The sequence below is a fragment of the Paraburkholderia sp. HC6.4b genome (genome assembly GCF_014200875.1).
GTDB classification, from domain to species: domain Bacteria; phylum Pseudomonadota; class Gammaproteobacteria; order Burkholderiales; family Burkholderiaceae; genus Paraburkholderia; species Paraburkholderia tuberum.
On record NZ_JACHDC010000020.1, the window covers coordinates 53,202 to 71,413 of the forward strand.

An 18,212-nucleotide genomic window follows, 5' to 3' on the forward strand; every position below is an offset into this window, starting at 1 on the left:
GAAAGCGATGGAATGGACGGTAATAAATACTCGTGCTGGGGGGCGCGTGAGGGGCGGATGGAGCCTGTAACCGTATGAAGCGTCCCCCGTTACAAACTACGCAAACGAGGGCCGGCTTTGTAACGGCTCGATGAGGATGGGCAGCCGGTCTGTCGCACGCGTTCGACCCCGAGACCGAACAGCGGTCGCAGATGCGTACCGATCACGTTGCGGACGGAGGCTGCGAGAAGCCAGTGCCGTGCAGGTTGCCTGACACGATGTCGGTGCAATAAGACGACATTACAACGTTGACGAGGCGCCGGGAATGGCCGCAAGGAGGCGTCGTCAATGATTCCCGGGGGCGCTACGCCAGGAATCGCGCCATCAGATCCTCGTCATGGAACACCCCGTCGACGTTCAAGGCGCCGACTTCGCACGGCTTTGTCCGAACGAAGCGGGGTGCGCCTTCAGCCCGCGCAGACGAAGCTGGAAATAGGCGTCCCGGTCGGCGGGTCCGAGTTGGCGGATCAGCAGGGTGTCGGCGTTGACGGACATCTCACTTATTCGTGGCGAGTGGAGTGGAGGTACGCGAGCGGCTAGCCGCGCTGGTGTTCGGCAAATTCGCGCAGCGCCGACGCGGTTTGCCGATCCGCCGGAAAGAACGCCTCGATGGCGAGTTCCGACAGCGTAACGTCCACGGGCGTGCCGAACACCGTGGTGGTGCTGAAAAACGACAACACGCCAAGCGGCGTACGCAGCCGCAATGGCACGGCGATCTGGTTGAGGACTGCATCGTCCAGCGTCGAGGCGTCTGCATCCGGCGGCGCGGGGTAGCCGGCCAGTTCGTCGCGCAGTGCGCTCAGCGTGTCGTCGCCGCTGACGTCGATCTGCCGTTGCAGGCGGCCCAGCACATGCTCGCGCCACGCATGCCAGTTGACGATCGACGCCGCAATGCCTTGCGGATGCAGACTCAGGCGCAGTGCGTTGACCGGTGGCTTCAACAGTTCGGGACTCGCGCCGCTCAACAACGGCGCAATCGCATTGTTGGTCGCGACGATGGTCCAGTGCCGGTCGATCGCGAGGGCCGGGTAGGGCTCATGTCCTCTGAGCACCAGTTCGACGGCTTCGCGTGCGGCGGCGAGCTGCGGGTCGGAGAGGGGACGTTCGCGAAACAGCGGCGCGTAACCGGCCGCGACGAGCAGAGCATTGCGCGCGCGCAACGGCACGTCGAGGCGCTCGGCGAGATGCATGACCATTTCCCGGCTCGGTAGCGCGCGCCCCGATTCGACAAAGCTCAGATGGCGGGTCGAAATGTCAGCCTCCGTGGCGAGCAGCAACTGACTCATGCGCCGCCGCTGGCGCCATTCGCGGAGAAGTTCGCCGACCGCCCGAGTGCCGATCGGCGCGGATGATGGAGCCGCTTGTGCAATAGAGAGTGTGTTCATGCCACCGATCATAGTCAAAGCGTGCAAGCAATCGATTACCTGAGAGGTAATGCCCCGCGAATTTCAGTCAACGAGACGCGTGCCCGGCTCAGGCGGCAGCCAGGCGCAACGGCACGGCGGTGAATTTGACGCCGATCGCACTCGCCAGTTTGAGGACCGTGTCCATGCGTGGCTTGGAGCCGGGCGCGAGTGTCTTGTAGAGGCTTTCGCGGCCCAGGCCCGCTGCGGCGGCGATCTTCGTGATGCCGTGTGCCTTGGCGATATCCGCGATGGCGGCGAGCAGCAGATCGGAGTCGCCTTCGTCGAGGGCGGCGTTCAGATAGGCCGCGACCATTTCGTCGTTGTCGAGGTACTTCGATGCATCGAAGCGTGCCGTTTTGATCTTGCTCATGACCGTTCCTTTCTGATGGTTGTCCACATTGCTCCGGCATGCCTGATATCCGCCTGCTGCGTGGACTTGTTACCCCCGCAGAGCAGCAGATACATCATGCGTTCCTCGCGCGCGTAGTAGACCCGGTAACCCGGCCCGCAATCGATGCGCATCTCGAACACGCCGTTTTCCAGCAACTTCGCGTCGCCGAAAAGCCCGCGTTCCGCGCGGCGGATCCGCACGAGAATTTGCGCCTTCGCCTTGAGGTCGGTGAGGCCGTGAAGCCAACGGTCGAACTCTTCGGTGCAGTTGATCGTGTACACGCGCGGTGTTTCGATCTGCGGATGATTGTATCTCCAAGGATACGGTCGTGCAAGCGAGAAAAGCGTCTCGATAAAGCGGTCCAAGCGGTCCTCCTGTTCATTGCATTGCCCGCCTCGCGATGTCGTCGGCGGGCTTCGATGAGTCACTTGAGGTTAGCGGTGCGAAGGTTTCTTGACGACTCGGCCGAATGACCTATTTGGCGAGAAAAACAGTGAAAAGCGCTGCGTGACAGCGAAGGCTGCATCCGCTTGATTACCTCTCACGTAATCGACGCAATGCACGCGAGCCGTCAATCTTCATTCCGAGCCCGCCGCATGCGATGCGTATGCCGCGCGAAGTGCTCAGTCCTGTCAATCGAGGAGTTCGAGATGAATGCGCATACCGATTTGATCGACCGTTATTTCGATACCTGGAACGAGACCGATGGCGCGCGTCGTCGCGAGTTGATCGCGGCAACGTGGAGCGCCGATGCCGACTATCGCGACCCGCTGCTGGCGGGCGCGGGCCACGATGGCATCGACGCCATGATCCGCGCGGTGCATGAGCGTTTTCCGCATCACACGTTTCGCCGTACGACCGACGTCGACGGCTTCGCGAATCGCCTGCGCTTCTCGTGGGCACTGACGACCCCCGCGGGCGAGGCGATCGTGAAGGGCTCGGACTTCGGCGTGGTGGACGCGCATGGGCGTCTGCAAGCGGTCACCGGTTTTCTCGACGAAACCCCCGGCGCCGCCTGAGGCGTCTTTCACGGAGACGATCATGCATGAGCCCGCCGCTGCCAAGCCCGCACAAGTCCATCTCGCGTTGCTGCGCGTCGCGGCCGCGCTCGATGCGTTATCGAGCGCGATCGCCGGTTTCGCGCTGCTCGGCGGCGCGCGGGCGTTCATGTTCATCGCACTGCTCGGTTGGCGCGAGCCGGTGCTCGGCGGCGCGGGGCTCGTGCTGCTCGCTCTGGTCGGATGGCTGCGCTGGCAATGCGGTGCGAGCGCAGCGCCGCAAGACGTCCGGCGCGCTTGCTACAATCGATCGTCGTGCGGATGAAGCGTGACACGCATCGTCTTGCGCAAAGCTCACGACCTCACCCCTCAGCATGTTCCCAACCGAACGACCTGGAGACCCCGTGCTGAAAAATCTGGACCCGCTACTGAACGCCGATATCCTGCACGCGCTGCGCTCGATGGGCCACGGTGACGAGCTCGTGATCTGCGACGCCAACTTCCCGGCCGACGCCGTCGCGCGCGATACCGTGCTCGGCAAGCCGCTGCGTCTCGACGGCGTCAGTTCGCCGCGCGCGATCCGCGCGGTGTTGTCGGTGCTGCCGCTCGACACCTTTATCGAGCATCCCGCGTCGCGCATGGAAGTGGTTGGCGAGCCGCACACGATTCCCGCGGTGCAGCGCGAAGCGCAAGCCGAGGTCAACGCGGGCGAGGGGCGCGAGGTGCCCTTCGTGTCGATCGAGCGGTTCGCGTTTTACGAGCGTGCGCGCCAGGCATACTGTGTGATCGCGACGGGCGAGGAGCGCGGCTACGGCTGCTTCGTATTCACGAAGGGCGTGTTGCTCGCGCCGGACGCGCCACGCGTATAGTCGCTACAACCTTTCTCGATTCATCACGACAAACCCATGAGCTTCCAGCTAGCCAGTCTCGATCATCTCGTTCTGAACGTCGCCGACGTCGAAGTGAGCGCGGCGTGGTACGCGCGGATGCTCGGCATGCAACGCACCGAGTTCGCGTCGCGCACCGGCACGCGCGTGGCGATGAACTACGGTAATCAGAAGATCAATCTGCGTCCCGCGTCGGCCGATACCGTCGCCTGGTTCACGTCGCGCGAGGTGGTGCCGGGCACCGCGGACCTGTGCTTCGTGACCACCGCAAGCCCGGACGACGTCAAGGCGCACTGGCTTGCGCAAGGCGTCGCTATCGAGGCGGGGCCGGTGGAGCGCGACGGCGCGCGCGGCAAGATGACCTCGGTGTATTGCCGCGACCCGGACGGCAACCTGATCGAGGTTGCCACGTATCCGTCAGCTTGAGCGGGCTTGGAAATCGCGGCCATTGCTCATATGCTCAGGGGCGAGGCGGGGAACTGAGCCCTTCCATTCGGGTCTGCTGCTTATTCATTACAGGAGTCCCCCCATGTCGCGTCCCGTCGATTTCGGCATTATTTTCATCGCCCGTCTTGCGCTTTCCGTGCTGTTCCTGTGGAGCGGGGTGATGAAACTGCTGGGCTATGCGGGCTTCGTCGGCTACCTGCATTCGAAAGGCGTGCCGTTCGTGCAGATCGCCGCGCCGATCGCAACCGCGATCGAGGTGCTCGGCGGCCTGCTGCTCGTGGTCGGCTTCAAGGTACGGCCGCTCGCGCTGGTCATGGCGGCGTATACGGTCGCGACGGCGGTGCTCGGCCACGACTTCTGGAATATCACCGACCCGGCCTTGCAGCACGACATGGTGATTCATTTCTGGAAGAACATCGGAATCGCGGGCGGTTTCCTGCTGCTGTTCGTTACCGGCGCGGGGCGTCTGAGCATCGACAACGCGCGCGCGCCGCGCGGCGGACTCGGCGGCCTGTAAAGCGGGCTGTAAAGCGTGAGCGCGCGCAGTCGGCGCGGCCCGCATCCTGCTACACAGCAGGATTTCCAATCCGCGCCAATCATGGGAGCAGATGATGATTCAGAACTTCGAGCAAATGATCGGCGGCAAGCTCACGCAACTGTGCGCGAGTCTCGGCGAAGGGCCGACGCCGCATCGTGTGATCATCAGCCTCGCCGAGTCGGCGAAGACGCTGGTGGTTCTGGATGCGTCCGGATTCATCGGCACGCTGAAGGCGGACATCGAGGACCCGGAAAAGCTGCTCGCGGATGCGATCGCCAAAGCGCGCAACGAAGGCCTGATCGAGCGCGCAATCGCTACCGGCACGATTCAGGAGGCGTCGCTGTAGGCGCCTGCATTACACACCGCTTACTTACTCGCGGCGCTCGCGCCGCGCGCAGACGATGCCGCCGCGTGCGGCTCCGGATGCACGAAACACGCGAGCACGAGACCCAGCACCAGCAGTCCCACTGAAATAGCCGTCGCCGCTTGCATCCCCGGCACGATCTGCGTCGCGGCCGCACCGCCCGCGAGCGCGCCGAAGGCCGCCACACCCACCGCGCCGCCGGCCTGGCGCGCCGTGTTCAATACCGCCGACGCCGTGCCCGCGCGCCGCGCTTCGGTCGATGCGAGCACCGCCGTGGTCATCGCCGGCACTGCGAGTCCCATGCCCGACGGAATCAGCAAAAACGGCAGCAGCAGGCCAATCAGCGGCGTCTCGGCGCCGACGAGATGCAGCAGGCCATAGCCGAGACCGGCCGTGATCGCGCCGAGGATCATCGGCACGCGTACTCCCAGGCGGCCGATCACCCACCCGCTCGCGACGTTCGAGATCAGGAAGCCGCCCGTCAGCGGCAGGAACGCGAGGCCCGCCTGCAACGGCGTGTAGCCGCGCACGCGCTGCAGGTAAAGGCTCAGCACGAACACCATGCCGTAATACGTCAGATTCACGCAGATGCCGAACAGCACCGCCGCGCTGAACGTGCGCGTGCCGAACAGCGACAGGGGCAGCATCGGGCGCGCGACGCGCGCTTCGACGAACACGAACGCACCCGCCGCCAGCAGCGCCAGCACGAAGCCGCCGGCGACCAGCGGATGCGCGAGCCCGAGCGGCCGCCATTCGATCACTGCGGCGACGAACGCGGTTAGCGCGACGATCGCGAGACACTGGCCGCCGAGATCGATGCCGCGTGGCGTCGCGCCGGTGTTGCCGCGAGCGGCGGCCGGCACGCCGCGTTGCGAGGTTTGCGGACGCGGAATCCACAGCAGTGTCGCGAGCAGGCCGGCCGCGCAGATCGGTAGATTGACGAGAAAGATGCTGCGCCAGCCGAACGCGGCGATCAGCAGGCCGCCAGCCACCGGTCCGGCCGCGATCGAAATCGCGCCGGAGGCGGTCCACAGGCCGACCGCGCGTGCCCGCAGCTTCGGTTCGTGGCCGAACGACTGATTGAGCAGCGCGAGCGAATTCGGCAGCATCGCGGCCGCGCCGATGCCTTGCACCGCGCGCGCGGCGATCAGCATCGGGGCATCGAGCGCGAGCCCGCAGGCCAGCGACGCGAGCGCGAACAGCACGATTCCGCACGCATACATGCGCCGCGCGCCGAAGCGGTCGCCGAGCGCGCCGGCCGACAGCATCAGCACCGCAAACGCGAGCGTGTATGCATCGACGACCCATTGCAGGCCCGCGACGTTCGCGTGCAGGTCCGCGCCGATTCGTGGCAACGCGATGTTGACGATGGTCACGTCGAGTTGCGTGACCACGAAGCCGACGCTGACGGTCGCGAGAACGCGACCGAGGGCGGGCGAAAAGGAGGGTGTGGATGAGTTCATGACTGCATCGTAAGCCCGATGCAGCGCGCCACGTTTCGGCGTGGCGTGAAGTATGGATGTCGCCGGATCAGCGCGCCCGCGGCGCATCCTTGATGAACAGCGTGGTCAGTGCGCCCAGCACGCAGATCGCCGCGACGTACAGCGGCGCGGCCAGCGGGTTCGACTTCATCATCAGCGATACGGCGATCGGCGTCAGACCGCCGAACACCGCATACGCGACGTTGTACGAGAACGAGATGCCCGAGAAGCGCACCACCGGCGGGAATCCGCGGACCATCACGAGCGGAATCGCGCCGATCACGCCGACGAAAAGTCCGGCCAGTGCATACAGCGGCACGAGCAGGGACGTATCGACGGCCAACTGGCGAAACATCACGTAGTACGTGATCGCAAGCGCAACGCCGCCGACGAAAATCGTGCGACCCGCGCCAATGCGTCCGGCGATCGAACCGGCCACCACGCAGCCGATCGTCAGGCACAGCGTCGCGACACAGTTCGCGAGCAGCGCGGTGGCCGGCTCGATGTGAAATTGCTTTTGCAGCAGCGTCGGCGTCATCAGGATCACGACGACGATCGCCGCCGACAGCATCCAGGTGAGCAGCATCGACACGATCACCGCGCGGCCGTGATCGCGCAGCACGGCCTTCAGCGGCACTTCCGCGGCGATCGCCTTGCGTTGCTTCAGTTCGGCGAACACCGGCGTCTCGTGCAGCCAGCGGCGCAGATAGACCGAGAACATGCCGAACACGCCGCCGATGAGGAACGGAACACGCCATGCATATTCGGAAATATCGGCCGGCGTGAAATGGCGATTGACCGCCGACGCAATCAGCGAGCCGAGCAAAATGCCCGCCGTGAGGCCGGCCGTCAGCGTGCCGCACGCATAGCCGACGTGCCGCCCGGGCACATGCTCTGCGACGAACACCCATGCGCCCGGAACTTCGCCGCCGACCGCCGCGCCCTGCATCACGCGGAACAGCAACAGCAGCACCGGCGCGAGCACGCCGATGCTCGCATAGGTGGGCATCAGGCCCATCAGCAGCGTCGGCACCGACATCAGCAGCACGCTCAGCGTGAACATACGCTTGCGGCCGAACAGGTCGCCGAAGTGCGCCATGATGATGCCGCCGAGCGGCCGCGCCAGATAACCGGCCGCGAAAATGCCGAAGGTCTGCACCTGACGCAGCCAGTCCGGCATCGCCGCCGGGAAGAACAGCTGGCCGATCGCCGGCGCGAAGAAAACGAAGATGATGAAGTCGTAGAACTCGAGCGCTCCGCCGAGCGCGGCGAGACCGAGTGTCTTGTAATCGCTGTGCCCAAGCGGGCGGGGGGTGACAGCCTGCGCTCCACCCAGATTTGTCGCTTGCATTGCCATGTCTTCTGATGAATTGTGAGCCACGCGGGAGACGCGTGGACATACGGCGGTCGTCGGGCGAGAAGTGCGGCAGGCGCTGGGTAGAGCACGGGACACGGGCGCGCCGTCCGGATAGGGCGGGCGCGCTGGCGACGGAGGCCGGCGCGGATTTTACAGGATGGAAGCGGAAGTCCTGCGGGAGCGCCCAGTTGGGCGAAGAAAGCGGCGGAAAATAGGAATGCTCCGAAGGGAGGGACCGGGGTGCGGCTCGGAGAATGGCCTGCATGTCCTTGTCGAGAGTCTATCCCATGCGCGTTGCAGTTCTTCAGCGTGACCCGGTCATGCGTCAGTCCATTGAATCTAGTCTGGTGAGAGCCGGCCATTTCTGCGCGGCCTATGACGACGGCGTTGCGATGTCGAGGTCGCTCGTGCGCTCCACGATGGATCTGCTGGTGCTCGACTGGCAGGATATGCGGCCCGCCGGCGCGGACCTGTTGCACTCGGTGCGCCGCGTGGCAGGCGAGCACGTGCCGATCATGTTCGTGTCGAACGACGGCTCGGAGGAAAGCATGGTGCGCGCGCTCGCCGGCGGTGCCGACGATTACCTCGCGTTGCCGCTGCGTGACGCCGAGTTTCGCGCGCGAGTCGCGGCGCTTCTGCGGCGCGCGTATCCAGAGCATTTCAGCGCCGCGACCTGTTTCGAGATCGGCCCCTATTGCTTCGACACGATCCGCCGGGCGGTCACGCTGCGCGGCGAGCCGGTGCCGCTGTCGCCCACCCAGTACCGGATCGCGGCGCTGTTCTTTTCCAACGTCGATCGCGTGATGTCGCGCGACCATATCTTCGCGACGGTGTGGGGCCGCGAACTGCGCGAGTTCACGCGGACCATCGACAGTCACGTGTCACGGCTGCGTCTGCTGCTCGCGATCGAGCCGCACAATGGTTTCCGGCTGCAGCCGGTATACAGAAGCGGCTACCGGTTGCTGCGGCTTCACGACCATGTGCTCAGGGAGTGAAGATTGGCAGTCGGCGCGCACGGCATGAGGTCGCCACGGCCAGGTATATGCTGAAATCCGCGTTGCAGCCGGTCGCGCTCGCCAGCGGTGTTCATTCTCCTTACGTGTCTGTATCGGTTCGCCGGGTTGCCGTGTTTGCGCCGAGGGTCGTCGACGCCGATACCGAATAGCGGGACGTTTCGCGCGCCGCGCGCGCGGCGGCTCACGCATCGCGCCGCTATGCCGAAATCGTCTCAAACCGCGCGCACGCGCACCAAGACCCACCGGCCCGCGATTCCTACCATGGGCGACATGAAAACCCTCAACATCATCGACTCGCACACCGGCGGTGAGCCCACCCGCCTCGTGGTGTCGGGTGGCCCGGATCTGGGCGGCGGCACGCTCGCGCAACGGCTCGAGGTGTTCCGCACTCGCTTCGACGACTGGCGCGCCGGCATCGTCACCGAACCGCGGGGCTCGGACGTGGTGGTCGGCGCGTTGCTCTGCGAGCCCGACGATCCGACTTGCGCGGCCGGCGTGATCTTCTTCAACAACGTCGGCTATCTCGGCATGTGCGGGCACGGCACCATCGGGCTCGTCGTGTCGCTCGCGCACATGGGGCGGATCGGGCCGGGACGACACCGCATCGAAACGCCGGTCGGCATGGTGGAGGCGACGCTGAACGAAGACGGCGGCGTCGCGGTGCGCAACGTGCCCGCGTATCGCCACCGCAAGGCGGTGCAGGTCGACGTGCCAGGCTATGGCGCACTGACCGGCGACATCGGCTGGGGCGGCAACTGGTTTTTCCTCGTCGCCGAGCATGGGCACGAGCTCGAAGCCGCGAACATCGCGAGCCTGACGGCTTTCAGCTCGGCGATTCGCGACGCGCTGATCGCACAGAACATCACCGGCGCGAACGGCGCGCTGATCGACCATATCGAGCTGTTCGGACCGGGTTCGCGCGAGGGCCTCGACAGCCGCAGCTTCGTGCTGTGTCCCGGCAATGCGTACGACCGCTCGCCGTGTGGCACCGGCACGAGCGCGAAGCTCGCGTGTCTCGCGGCCGACGGCAAGCTTGCCGAAGGCGCGGTGTGGCGCCAGGAGAGCATCATCGGCAGCGTGTTCGAGGCGAGCTATCGCACGGCGGGCGACGGCGTCCACGTGATTCCGACCATCACCGGTCACGCGCACATCATGGCCGAAGGGTGTCTGTGTTTCGACGAGCGCGATCCGTTCGCGTGGGGTATCCGGACCGCATGAGCCCGGACGCGCTGATCATCGGAGCGGGTATCGTCGGTGCCGCGTGCGCGGCGGAACTGGCCGCGCTCGGCATGCGCGTCGACGTGCTCGATGCGCAGCGCATCGGCGGCGGCGCGACGGCGGCCGGCATGGGCCATATCGTCGTGATGAACGACTCGCCCGCCGAATTCGCGCTGAGCCGCTATTCGCGCGAGCTATGGCTCGAGCTCGCGCCGCAGCTGCGCGCGCGCGACGCGTTCGCGCGCTGCGGCACGCTGTGGGTCGCAGCCGACGACGAAGAACGGCAGGCCGCCCGCGCAATGCAGGCGGCGTTTGAGAGCCAAGGCGTCGCCGCGCAATTGCTGGACTCGGCCGAACTGCGCGCCTGCGAACCGGCGCTCGCACCATCGATGGCGGGCGGCTTGCGCATCGAGCACGACAGCATCGTGTATGCGCCGACCGCCGCCGAATGGCTGCTCACGCAGTCGCCGCATGCGGCGAATATCAGCGTGCGACCTGGAGCGTCGGTCGCGTCGGTCGGTGCGGGTGGCGTGACCCTGGCGTGCGGCGAGCGCACCAGCGCGGCGCACGTGGTCGTCGCGAACGGCCTCGGGGCGGCGCAATTGTTGCCGTGGCTGCCGTTGCAGCCGAAGAAAGGCCATCTGCTGATCACCGACCGCTACCCGGGGCTGATCCGTCATCAACTGCTCGAACTTGGCTATATCAAGAGCGCGCATCACGCGACCGGCACGTCGGTCGCGTTCAACGCACAGCCGCGTCCGACTGGGCAACTGCTGATCGGCTCGTCGCGCCAGTTCGAAACAACCGATCCGGCCGTCGAGATGCCGGTGCTCGCCCGGATGCTGCAACGCGCCGCGCAGTATCTGCCGGGGTTGCCGGCGCTCAGCGGCATCCGCGCGTGGACGGGGTTTCGCGCGGCGTCGCCGGACGGCCTGCCGTTGATCGGACCGGCCGGCGAGTTCGCGCCCGATGTCGGCTCTGGCTCCGCATCCCGCCTATGGCTCGCGGTCGGCCATGAAGGGCTTGGCGTGACGACCTCGCTCGCGACCGCGAAACTGCTCGCGGCGCAGATCGCGGGCCATGCCGCGCCGATTCCGTGCGAACCTTATCTACCGGTGCGTTTTGCAGAGCAGGTGGCTCATGACCGACACTGACGCGGCCCGCATCCGTTTGAGCGTCGACGGCCGCAGCATCGAAGTGAAACCCGGCACGACCATAGCCGCGGCGCTCGCGATCGCGGGTGTGCGCGGCTCGCGGCTGTCGGTCAAGGGCGAGCCGCGCGAAGCCTTGTGCGGGATGGGCGTGTGCCAGGAGTGCCGCGTGACGATCGACGGTCGCGCGCACGCGCTCGCGTGCCAGACGCTATGCCGCGACGGCCAGCGCGTGCAGACACGAAACGGGACAGTACACGCATGACGCAGCACTTCGACATCGTGGTGATCGGCGGTGGTCCGGCCGGGCTCAATGCCGCGCGGGCGGCGGCGCAGTCGGGCGCGACTGTCGCGCAGATCGATGACAATCCGCGCGCCGGCGGCCAGGTCTGGCGCCAGGGGCCCGCCTATCCGCCTCAAGCAGCGTTGCAGGCGTTGCTCGCGGCGTTGCAATCGCAGCAAAACTTCACTTACTGGCCATCGACGCGCGTGATCGCGCCGCTCGGCGTGCAAGGCTTGCTGCTCGAATCCGCCGAACACGGCGGCGTGTCGATCACCTATGACAGACTGATTCTTGCGACCGGCGCGCGCGAGCGTCTTCTGCCGTTTCCCGGCTGGACCTTGCCCGGCGTGACCGGCGCGGGCGCATTGCAGGCGCTGATCAAAGGCGGCATGCCGGTGCGCGACGAACGGATCGTGATCGCCGGCAGCGGCCCGCTGCTGATGGCCGCGCTCGCCACCGCGCGAGAAGCCGGCGCGCGCGTGATCGCGGTGGTCGAGCAGGCATCGGCGGCCGAGGTCGCGCGTTTCGGCGTGTCGCTGCTGCGCGAGCCCGCGAAGCTGCGTCAGGCGATCAGCCTCACGCGCGGCTTCGCGGGACTGCGCTACTGGACCGGCAGCATCGTGAGCGAAGCCCGTGGCGCGCAGCGCGTGCAACAGGTGACGATCCGGCGCGGTGAACGCGAGGTGACGCTCGATTGCGACCGCGTCGCGTGCGGCTTCGGACTGCTGCCGAACGTCACGCTTGCCCAGGCGCTCGGCTGCGCGATCAACGACGCGGGCGAAATCGTCATCGACGACGGACAGCGCACCTCGCTCGAACGCGTTTATGCAGCGGGCGAGTGCACGGGCGTCGGCGGCGCTGAGCTCGCTGGCGCGGAAGGCGAGATCGCCGGTCTCGTGGCGAGCGGCGCGGCGAGCGCGCAACGCGCCGCGCTGGCGGCGCTGGTCGCGCAACGCGCGCGCTGGCGGGGCTTTGGCGCGCGCGTCGCGGTGTCGTTCGCATTGGGCGAGGCCGCGCGCACGCCGCCCGCCGACGCGACGCTGTTGTGCCGTTGCGAGGACGTGAGCGTCGGCGAGGTGCGCCGCTGCGCCGACTGGCGTGACGCGAAACTGCAGACGCGCTGCGGTATGGGCCCTTGCCAGGGGCGCATCTGCGGCGCGGCCGCGAGCCTGTACTTCGGCTGGCCGGCCGCCGCGGCGCGTCCGCCGTTCAGTCCGGCGCAAATCGGCACGCTGATGAGCGCCGCCGAACCGCCGACTGCGGCGCCATGACGGCTCCGCGCTTACCCTCGGTAGATATTGGCGGGCGACGCGCGGCTCTATAATCGACCGCAATCAACCGCACGAGCAGGCTGCCCGGCCGCACCGGCGCAGCGATCCGCGAACGCAACCTAACGCAATCAACCAGGCACGCACCCACGGAACCGCACGATGAACACGCTGGCGCATCCGCTCGAAACTGACGATACGACGCTGTCCGGCATGCTGTCGCATTTCAGGTTGCTCGAGCCGGTATTCGATGCAATGCCGGACGTCGTGTTCTTCGTCAAGGACGCCGACGCGCGGTATGCGCTCGTCAACCGCACGCTCGCTTCGCGTTGCGGCTTAAAGGAAAAGGCCGCGCTGCTCGGCAAGACCGCGGAAGACGTGTTTCCGCGCCGCTTCGGGCGCATCTATACCGCGCAGGACAAGGCGATCATCGGCGTCGGCAACCAGATGCTCGATCAGCTCGAACTGCATCTGTATCCGGGCCGTCAACCGGGCTGGTGCCTGACCTGCAAACAGCCGTTGCGCGATGCGACGGGCAAGGTGGTCGGCCTCGCCGGCATCTCCCGCGATCTGAAAGCCGACGAAAGCAGCCATCCGGCCTACAGCCGGCTTGCCGCCGTCGTGCAGTCGATCCAGCAGAATTACGTGCAGCCGCTGAACCTGAAGCAGCTTGCGGCAATGGCGGACATGTCGGTCGCGCAGCTGGAGCGCTACTTTCACAAGGTGTTTCATCTGACGCCGCGCCAGGTGCTCCTGAAAACGCGACTCGACGCGGCGACTGCGCTGCTGGTGTCGCACGACAAGGTCACCGACGTCGCCGCGCGTTGCGGCTACACCGATCACAGCGCGTTCACACGGCAATTCAAGGCGACCGTCGGCGTCACACCGACCGAATACCGGATGTTGCTGCACGGTACGCTGCGCGGCTGAACGGCGTCGGGCGTGTCATGGCGGGTCGCGCGCATCACTACTACGTGTACGTCGTCGCGCTCGACGACAAGGTGTGGAACGAGGCGCGCTTTCGTCGCGCGAATCCTGGTTACCGTTTCGACAAGCCGTGCGTGTACGTCGGCATGACGGGGCTCGACCCGGACTTGCGCTTCGATCGGCACAAGGCGGGCATTCAGGCGAATCGCTATGTGCGCGATTACGGCCTGCGTCTGATGCCCGAACTGTACGACGTGTTCAACCCGATGCTTTATCGCGGCGCGCAGGATATGGAAGTGGAATTGGCGATCGGGCTGCGCGAGGCGGGGTATGGGGTATGGCAGGCTTGAAAGGCTTGACGCGGCCGAATTCCATTGTGACGAGCGTGCTCAATGTGCTCGCCGCCATGCGATGACGCTTGCCGGCACTACTAATGCGATGGCGACGATATATCCCGAAACGATCAGCACAAAGTTGCCCCAAGCCTCGACATCGTAGGCGTCGGGCTCCCAATTGGGATATAGGCAACGCAGTAGCCATCGAACGGAACCAGCGAACCATAACGGTATCTGGAACGATAGTTGTTGCGAGCCCCATGCGAGTGCAGTGCCTAATGCGACCCATATCCCAAGTGCACTGATGCACCATCGAAGCAATCGGGCGTCTCTCATCGCACTTCTACTCGCCCGTAAGCTCGCATGTTAGTTCCTGGTATTGGCAGCGTTGGCGAAGTCCGACGGATATAGCGCTGCAGCCGCTCAAAGCCAGCCAGATCTTTTACGGTAATGCAACCTTGGCTTAGATGCCTCGACCCTTCGGGATGAAGGCGGAATTGACCCCGCCGGATGCCTTGAATCATCGTCACGTCGCCGCCGTGAGGATTCCACAGCGTGAACCATTTGTGCCGATCACTACTTCCGAAGTGTTCGCCGATAAAGTCCCTTAGTCCCCCGATGCGTCCGCCGGATTGGCGGTCAATCAGGTAGTACGTGTCGGGAGGTATCGGGCCGACATCCACATCCGCGACATTGTCGGGATTGTCCCTGCCGGCTCTCTGACCTGAATAGGCCTCGACCGCGCCAAAGCCTGAACAGACGAATCGTGAAGTTTCTTTCCGATTGAGCTCGAAGGTACAGCTTACAGTCATTGGTTTTTGCTCCAGAATTCCCTGAGGTGGCGGAGCAATGACTATTGCGTGTACGTCGGTGCCAGACAATCGGAGCGTTCTTAAAGATGCCTCGCATGTCTACGAAACTGATGCAGAAGCGCGGCGGTCTGATCTATCGCCAAAAACGTAGGCCACGCTCAATGGCTGTGCCTGAATAGAAAAAAGCCGCGTCAACGCAACGCGCTGACGCGGCCTCGGATGACCGGGTCGCGAGCCGATCTGCTTACTTCACCCCAAGCCCTCGCAACACCGCATTACCCTCGGACGTCAGACGGATATGCGGCGTGCCCGCATCGTTCGAAACGGTCTCGACGAGACCTGCTTCGTAAAGCTGCGGAATTTCGGGTTTTGCGGATGCATCGATCGGCGCGTGCAGCAGCAGCAGCAGCGTCGCGAGCTCGTGATGGCTCAACAGACGGCGCAGGATAGTAGGCCGTTTCGCCGGTGTTTCGTTGGTGTTGATTTCGGGCTGATTCATGGAGCGCACCTCGTGCGGGGACATGTCCGGGGATCTTGCGGACGAAGTCTTAAACGATTCTTAAGACTCCATTGTCCTGTAACACCGTGACATGAACGTTGCAATGGATCAGATTCCGGCGCCTGCAACTTCGCCTTTATGCGCCACAAAGCCTTATGGCGCGCAGGTTTTGCTTGCCGATTCGATCCACAGGTTGCTTACATGACGCTTGCCCGCGTAGAAACGGTAAGTTGTCGCGCCGTTGTCGCTGCGTACCTTGACGACGTTCGAGTCGCCGAAGTCGAGCATCTGACCCTGCGGGATCCCGGTCGACTTGAACGCGGCGTTGTGATGATTGGCCATCTGCGTCAGACAGGCGACCACGTCGTCGACGGAACGCTGTGTCGTCGTGTCCGTGACGGGTTCGCCGGAATCCGGGTCTTTCTGGAAATACGCGCAAGCGCTGAGCAGTAGCGAAAGGGACAGGACTGCAGCGAACTTCTTCATATCTCTCCTGGCGTTGATTCGGCGATTCGGCTGAGCAGGCGCCATTATATCGAGACGGCGAGCCTGCCCCGATCGGGGACGCAGCTCGCGTGCCTGAAAAGACGAAATCCGTATCGACGCGGCGACTTCCAATGACGAAGCCGCCGTCGTGCCTCCGGTGCCCGCCCGTTACTTGCGCCGCTGCGCCTGCGCCGCGAGCCGCACCGCCGCATTGGCCGCGCCGTAGCCGTCATAGCCGCCGCGCCGCTCGACGATCTCGAGGAAGAAGCGCTGGTCGAGTTGCTCCGTATAAGCGTGGAAAAACTCGCCGCCGCGTTCGTCGCGGTCGTACAGGATATTGTTCGCGCGCATTGCTTCGAGCAGCGTGTCGGACAGCGCGTAGCGGGCCGCGAGGTCGTCGTAGTAATTGCGCGGAATGCGCAGGATCGGCACGCCGTCGGCGACGAACTCGGGGATAGCGCTGAAGATGTCGCCGGTACTGAACGCGACGTGGTTCAGTCCGGAGCCGTGATACGTGTGCAGCGCCTCGGCCACCGCCGTATGGCGATCCACCGATGCATTCAGCGCGATCCGCACCGAGCCGTCGGGGCTGCGCAGCGCGCGGCTGCGCACGAGGCCGTACGGATCGGGAACGAGCACCCCCGGCTCGGCCAGGAAGCCGAACGCGGTGCGCAGAAACAGCACCCACGTATCGAGCGCACTCGCCGGCACCGACAGACACACGTGATCGATGCGCTCGAGCGGTCCCACCTCGGTCGGGCCGTTGACGTCGGTCAGCACGAAATCGGCCTCGAACAGCGTGGGCTGATCGGGCGTTTCGTCGACGAAATAGTTGAGACTGCCATCCGGCGCCTGCACGGCCGGCAGCACGCGCTCGTTCGGCCCGATCTGGCCGGAGAACGGCGCGTAGCCAAAGCCGGCCGCGCGCTCGAATGCGTGGCTCGCGTCATCGACACGAAACGCCGATGCGCACAGCGACAAACCATGCTGCTGAAAAAACGCGTTCGCGAACGAATCGGGCTCGGCGTTCAGCACGATCGAGGCCGCGCCGTGCTGATACAGCGTTACGTCCTTCGAGCGATGCCGGCCGGCCTGGCGAAAGCGCAGCTTGCCGAGCCAGTCGGCGAGCTGCGTGCGCGTGGTGTGATCGACCGCGAATTCGAGGAACTGATAGCCGACGTGCGCGGGCGCGGCGGGCGAGCGGTACAGGCCGCCTGTCGTTTTGCGCGGCTGCTGTTGCTCTTCGAGCAACGCGCGAGTTTGCTCTTCGAGGAACAACAACGAGCGATGGCCATCGGCGGCCGTGATCGTGGTGGGGGCGGCGCGAAAGCCGTCGTTGAAGATTTCCAGCGAAAGCGGGCCCTTGTAGCCGGCTTTGACGACCTGCGCGGTGAAGTTCGCGAGATCGAAGTCGCCCTGGCCGGGGAAGCAGCGGTAGTGGCGGCTCCATTCGAGCACGTCCATCGCAAGCTTCGGCGCGTCCGCGATCTGCACGAACGCGATGCGCTCGCCAGGAATGTCGGCGATCGCGTCGGGCGTGTCGTTCAGCGACAGCGTATGAAAGCTGTCGAGCACGAGCCCGAGATTCGGATGATTCACGGCGTCGACAAGCTTCCACGCGTGGCGATAGGTCTTTACGTGCCTGCCCCAGGCGAGCGCTTCGTAACCGGCGAGCACGCCAGCCGCTTCGGCCGCGCGGGCGAGCGCGCCCAACTGGTCGATCATCAGCGAGTCGTCGCAGATCGTGTCCGGCGACACGTTGCTGCACACGAGGATGCGGTCGGTGCCTAGCTCGTGCATTACGTCGAACTTGCGCTTCGCGCGGTCGAGATTGCGCTCGAGCCGTTCGGGACTGACACCGTCGAAATCGCGAAACGGCTGGAACAGCATGATCTTCAGGCCGAGGTCGTCGGCGATGCGGCGCACGTCGGCGGGCGAGCCGTCGAAATACAGCAGGTCGTTCTCGAAGATTTCGACACCTTCGAAACCCGCCGCGCGGATCGCGCTCAGCTTCTCGACGAGAGTGCCGCTAATCGACACGGTGGCAATCGAACGTTGCATGAACGGCTCCTGCAAAAACGGACAAACGAGGGGGAAACTCAGAGAAAAACCGCGGCGGCGCGCCTGGAGGCGCGGCCTGCCGGGCTTGCTGCAATGCGCAAAAACGAGCTAGTTCGTTACGCACTGAAGCAAGACGCAGGCCAGAATACCCCACACTACCCGGGAGTTTCGACAGTCTATACAAACTAACTAGATGGTACAAATTCGTAGAAACCCCGAATGACGACGACGGCCGATGCGCGCACACT

22 protein-coding genes and 1 pseudogene are annotated in these 18,212 nt (G+C 65.1%); 13 read left to right on the top strand and 10 right to left on the bottom strand.

Annotated features, from left to right (window positions below; genetic code table 11):
• Positions 1-417 precede the first annotated feature (417 nt).
• From HDG34_RS27850 to HDG34_RS27865, 4 genes and pseudogenes are all read right to left on the bottom strand, one after another.
• Positions 418-534, bottom strand: a pseudogene (locus HDG34_RS27850) (N-acetyltransferase); the annotation flags it as partial.
• A gap of 41 nt (positions 535-575) precedes the next feature.
• Entirely contained in the window at positions 576-1,424 is an 849-nt protein-coding gene (locus HDG34_RS27855; RefSeq protein ID WP_184064271.1) for a helix-turn-helix domain-containing protein, read from the bottom strand.
• 88 nt (positions 1,425-1,512) lie between these two features.
• Complete coding sequence (locus HDG34_RS27860; RefSeq protein ID WP_184064273.1) at positions 1,513-1,815, bottom strand: addiction module antidote protein; 303 nt, start codon at positions 1,813-1,815, stop codon at positions 1,513-1,515.
• Entirely contained in the window at positions 1,812-2,201 is a 390-nt protein-coding gene (locus HDG34_RS27865; protein WP_221309285.1) for a type II toxin-antitoxin system RelE/ParE family toxin, read from the bottom strand. Before HDG34_RS27865 ends, HDG34_RS27860 begins: the two co-directional genes overlap by 4 nt.
• Positions 2,202-2,486: 285 nt before the next feature.
• On the opposite strand from HDG34_RS27865, the gene HDG34_RS27870 reads away from it, so the two are divergent.
• From HDG34_RS27870 to HDG34_RS27895, 6 genes are all read left to right on the top strand, one after another.
• A complete protein-coding gene (locus HDG34_RS27870) occupies positions 2,487-2,855 on the top strand; it encodes a nuclear transport factor 2 family protein (RefSeq protein ID WP_176379337.1) in 369 nt (122 codons plus the stop codon).
• A 22-nt stretch (positions 2,856-2,877) separates the two neighbouring features.
• Positions 2,878-3,159, top strand: coding sequence for a hypothetical protein (locus tag HDG34_RS27875; protein ID WP_090806947.1), 282 nt, complete (start codon positions 2,878-2,880; stop codon positions 3,157-3,159).
• 79 nt (positions 3,160-3,238) lie between these two features.
• Entirely contained in the window at positions 3,239-3,703 is a 465-nt protein-coding gene (locus tag HDG34_RS27880; protein ID WP_090806945.1) for an RbsD/FucU family protein, read from the top strand.
• Between the two features lie 36 nt (positions 3,704-3,739).
• Positions 3,740-4,147 carry a VOC family protein gene (locus tag HDG34_RS27885; RefSeq protein WP_184064276.1) on the top strand — a complete coding sequence of 136 codons (408 nt, stop codon included), beginning with the start codon at positions 3,740-3,742 and terminating at the stop codon, positions 4,145-4,147.
• A gap of 103 nt (positions 4,148-4,250) precedes the next feature.
• Positions 4,251-4,685 (top strand): DoxX family protein, encoded by a 435-nt coding sequence (locus HDG34_RS27890; RefSeq protein WP_184054217.1) that lies wholly within the window; start codon positions 4,251-4,253, stop codon positions 4,683-4,685.
• Between the two features lie 94 nt (positions 4,686-4,779).
• Positions 4,780-5,052, top strand: coding sequence for a hypothetical protein (locus HDG34_RS27895; RefSeq protein ID WP_090810195.1), 273 nt, complete (start codon positions 4,780-4,782; stop codon positions 5,050-5,052).
• 20 nt (positions 5,053-5,072) lie between these two features.
• Here the strand turns inward: HDG34_RS27895 and HDG34_RS27900 are convergent, their stop codons facing one another.
• Together HDG34_RS27900 and HDG34_RS27905 are read right to left on the bottom strand one after the other, a co-directional pair.
• On the bottom strand, positions 5,073-6,533 hold the full coding sequence (locus tag HDG34_RS27900; protein ID WP_184064279.1) for an MFS transporter: 1,461 nt from the start codon (positions 6,531-6,533) through the stop codon (positions 5,073-5,075).
• 67 nt (positions 6,534-6,600) lie between these two features.
• Positions 6,601-7,902: an MFS transporter gene (locus HDG34_RS27905; protein WP_184063026.1), complete on the bottom strand. Its 1,302-nt coding sequence runs from the start codon at positions 7,900-7,902 to the stop codon at positions 6,601-6,603.
• A 293-nt stretch (positions 7,903-8,195) separates the two neighbouring features.
• Between HDG34_RS27905 and HDG34_RS27910 the strand changes: the two genes are divergently transcribed.
• The 7 genes from HDG34_RS27910 to HDG34_RS27940 all read left to right on the top strand — a co-directional run bounded on the left by HDG34_RS27910 (position 8,196) and on the right by HDG34_RS27940 (position 14,121).
• Positions 8,196-8,903, top strand: coding sequence for a response regulator transcription factor (locus HDG34_RS27910; RefSeq protein WP_184064726.1), 708 nt, complete (start codon positions 8,196-8,198; stop codon positions 8,901-8,903).
• 282 nt (positions 8,904-9,185) lie between these two features.
• Positions 9,186-10,142: a 4-hydroxyproline epimerase gene (locus HDG34_RS27915; RefSeq protein ID WP_184064282.1), complete on the top strand. Its 957-nt coding sequence runs from the start codon at positions 9,186-9,188 to the stop codon at positions 10,140-10,142.
• Positions 10,139-11,296 carry an FAD-binding oxidoreductase gene (locus tag HDG34_RS27920; RefSeq protein WP_184064729.1) on the top strand — a complete coding sequence of 386 codons (1,158 nt, stop codon included), beginning with the start codon at positions 10,139-10,141 and terminating at the stop codon, positions 11,294-11,296. Before HDG34_RS27915 ends, HDG34_RS27920 begins: the two co-directional genes overlap by 4 nt.
• Positions 11,283-11,558 (top strand): 2Fe-2S iron-sulfur cluster-binding protein, encoded by a 276-nt coding sequence (locus HDG34_RS27925; protein WP_184063018.1) that lies wholly within the window; start codon positions 11,283-11,285, stop codon positions 11,556-11,558. Before HDG34_RS27920 ends, HDG34_RS27925 begins: the two co-directional genes overlap by 14 nt.
• Positions 11,555-12,847 carry an NAD(P)/FAD-dependent oxidoreductase gene (locus HDG34_RS27930; RefSeq protein WP_184064285.1) on the top strand — a complete coding sequence of 431 codons (1,293 nt, stop codon included), beginning with the start codon at positions 11,555-11,557 and terminating at the stop codon, positions 12,845-12,847. Before HDG34_RS27925 ends, HDG34_RS27930 begins: the two co-directional genes overlap by 4 nt.
• Before the next feature lie 159 nt (positions 12,848-13,006).
• Positions 13,007-13,774 (top strand): AraC family transcriptional regulator, encoded by a 768-nt coding sequence (locus HDG34_RS27935; protein WP_184064288.1) that lies wholly within the window; start codon positions 13,007-13,009, stop codon positions 13,772-13,774.
• Between the two features lie 17 nt (positions 13,775-13,791).
• Positions 13,792-14,121 (top strand): hypothetical protein, encoded by a 330-nt coding sequence (locus HDG34_RS27940; RefSeq protein ID WP_184064290.1) that lies wholly within the window; start codon positions 13,792-13,794, stop codon positions 14,119-14,121.
• A 317-nt stretch (positions 14,122-14,438) separates the two neighbouring features.
• Here the strand turns inward: HDG34_RS27940 and HDG34_RS27945 are convergent, their stop codons facing one another.
• The 4 genes from HDG34_RS27945 to HDG34_RS27960 all read right to left on the bottom strand — a co-directional run bounded on the left by HDG34_RS27945 (position 14,439) and on the right by HDG34_RS27960 (position 17,964).
• A complete protein-coding gene (locus tag HDG34_RS27945) occupies positions 14,439-14,918 on the bottom strand; it encodes a DUF2778 domain-containing protein (RefSeq protein WP_184064293.1) in 480 nt (159 codons plus the stop codon).
• Positions 14,919-15,162: 244 nt separating this feature from the next.
• Entirely contained in the window at positions 15,163-15,417 is a 255-nt protein-coding gene (locus HDG34_RS27950; RefSeq protein WP_090810191.1) for a hypothetical protein, read from the bottom strand.
• 153 nt (positions 15,418-15,570) lie between these two features.
• Entirely contained in the window at positions 15,571-15,903 is a 333-nt protein-coding gene (locus HDG34_RS27955; protein WP_090806920.1) for a hypothetical protein, read from the bottom strand.
• A 168-nt stretch (positions 15,904-16,071) separates the two neighbouring features.
• On the bottom strand, positions 16,072-17,964 hold the full coding sequence (locus tag HDG34_RS27960; RefSeq protein WP_184064296.1) for a bifunctional sugar phosphate isomerase/epimerase/4-hydroxyphenylpyruvate dioxygenase family protein: 1,893 nt from the start codon (positions 17,962-17,964) through the stop codon (positions 16,072-16,074).
• Positions 17,965-18,212 lie beyond the last annotated feature (248 nt).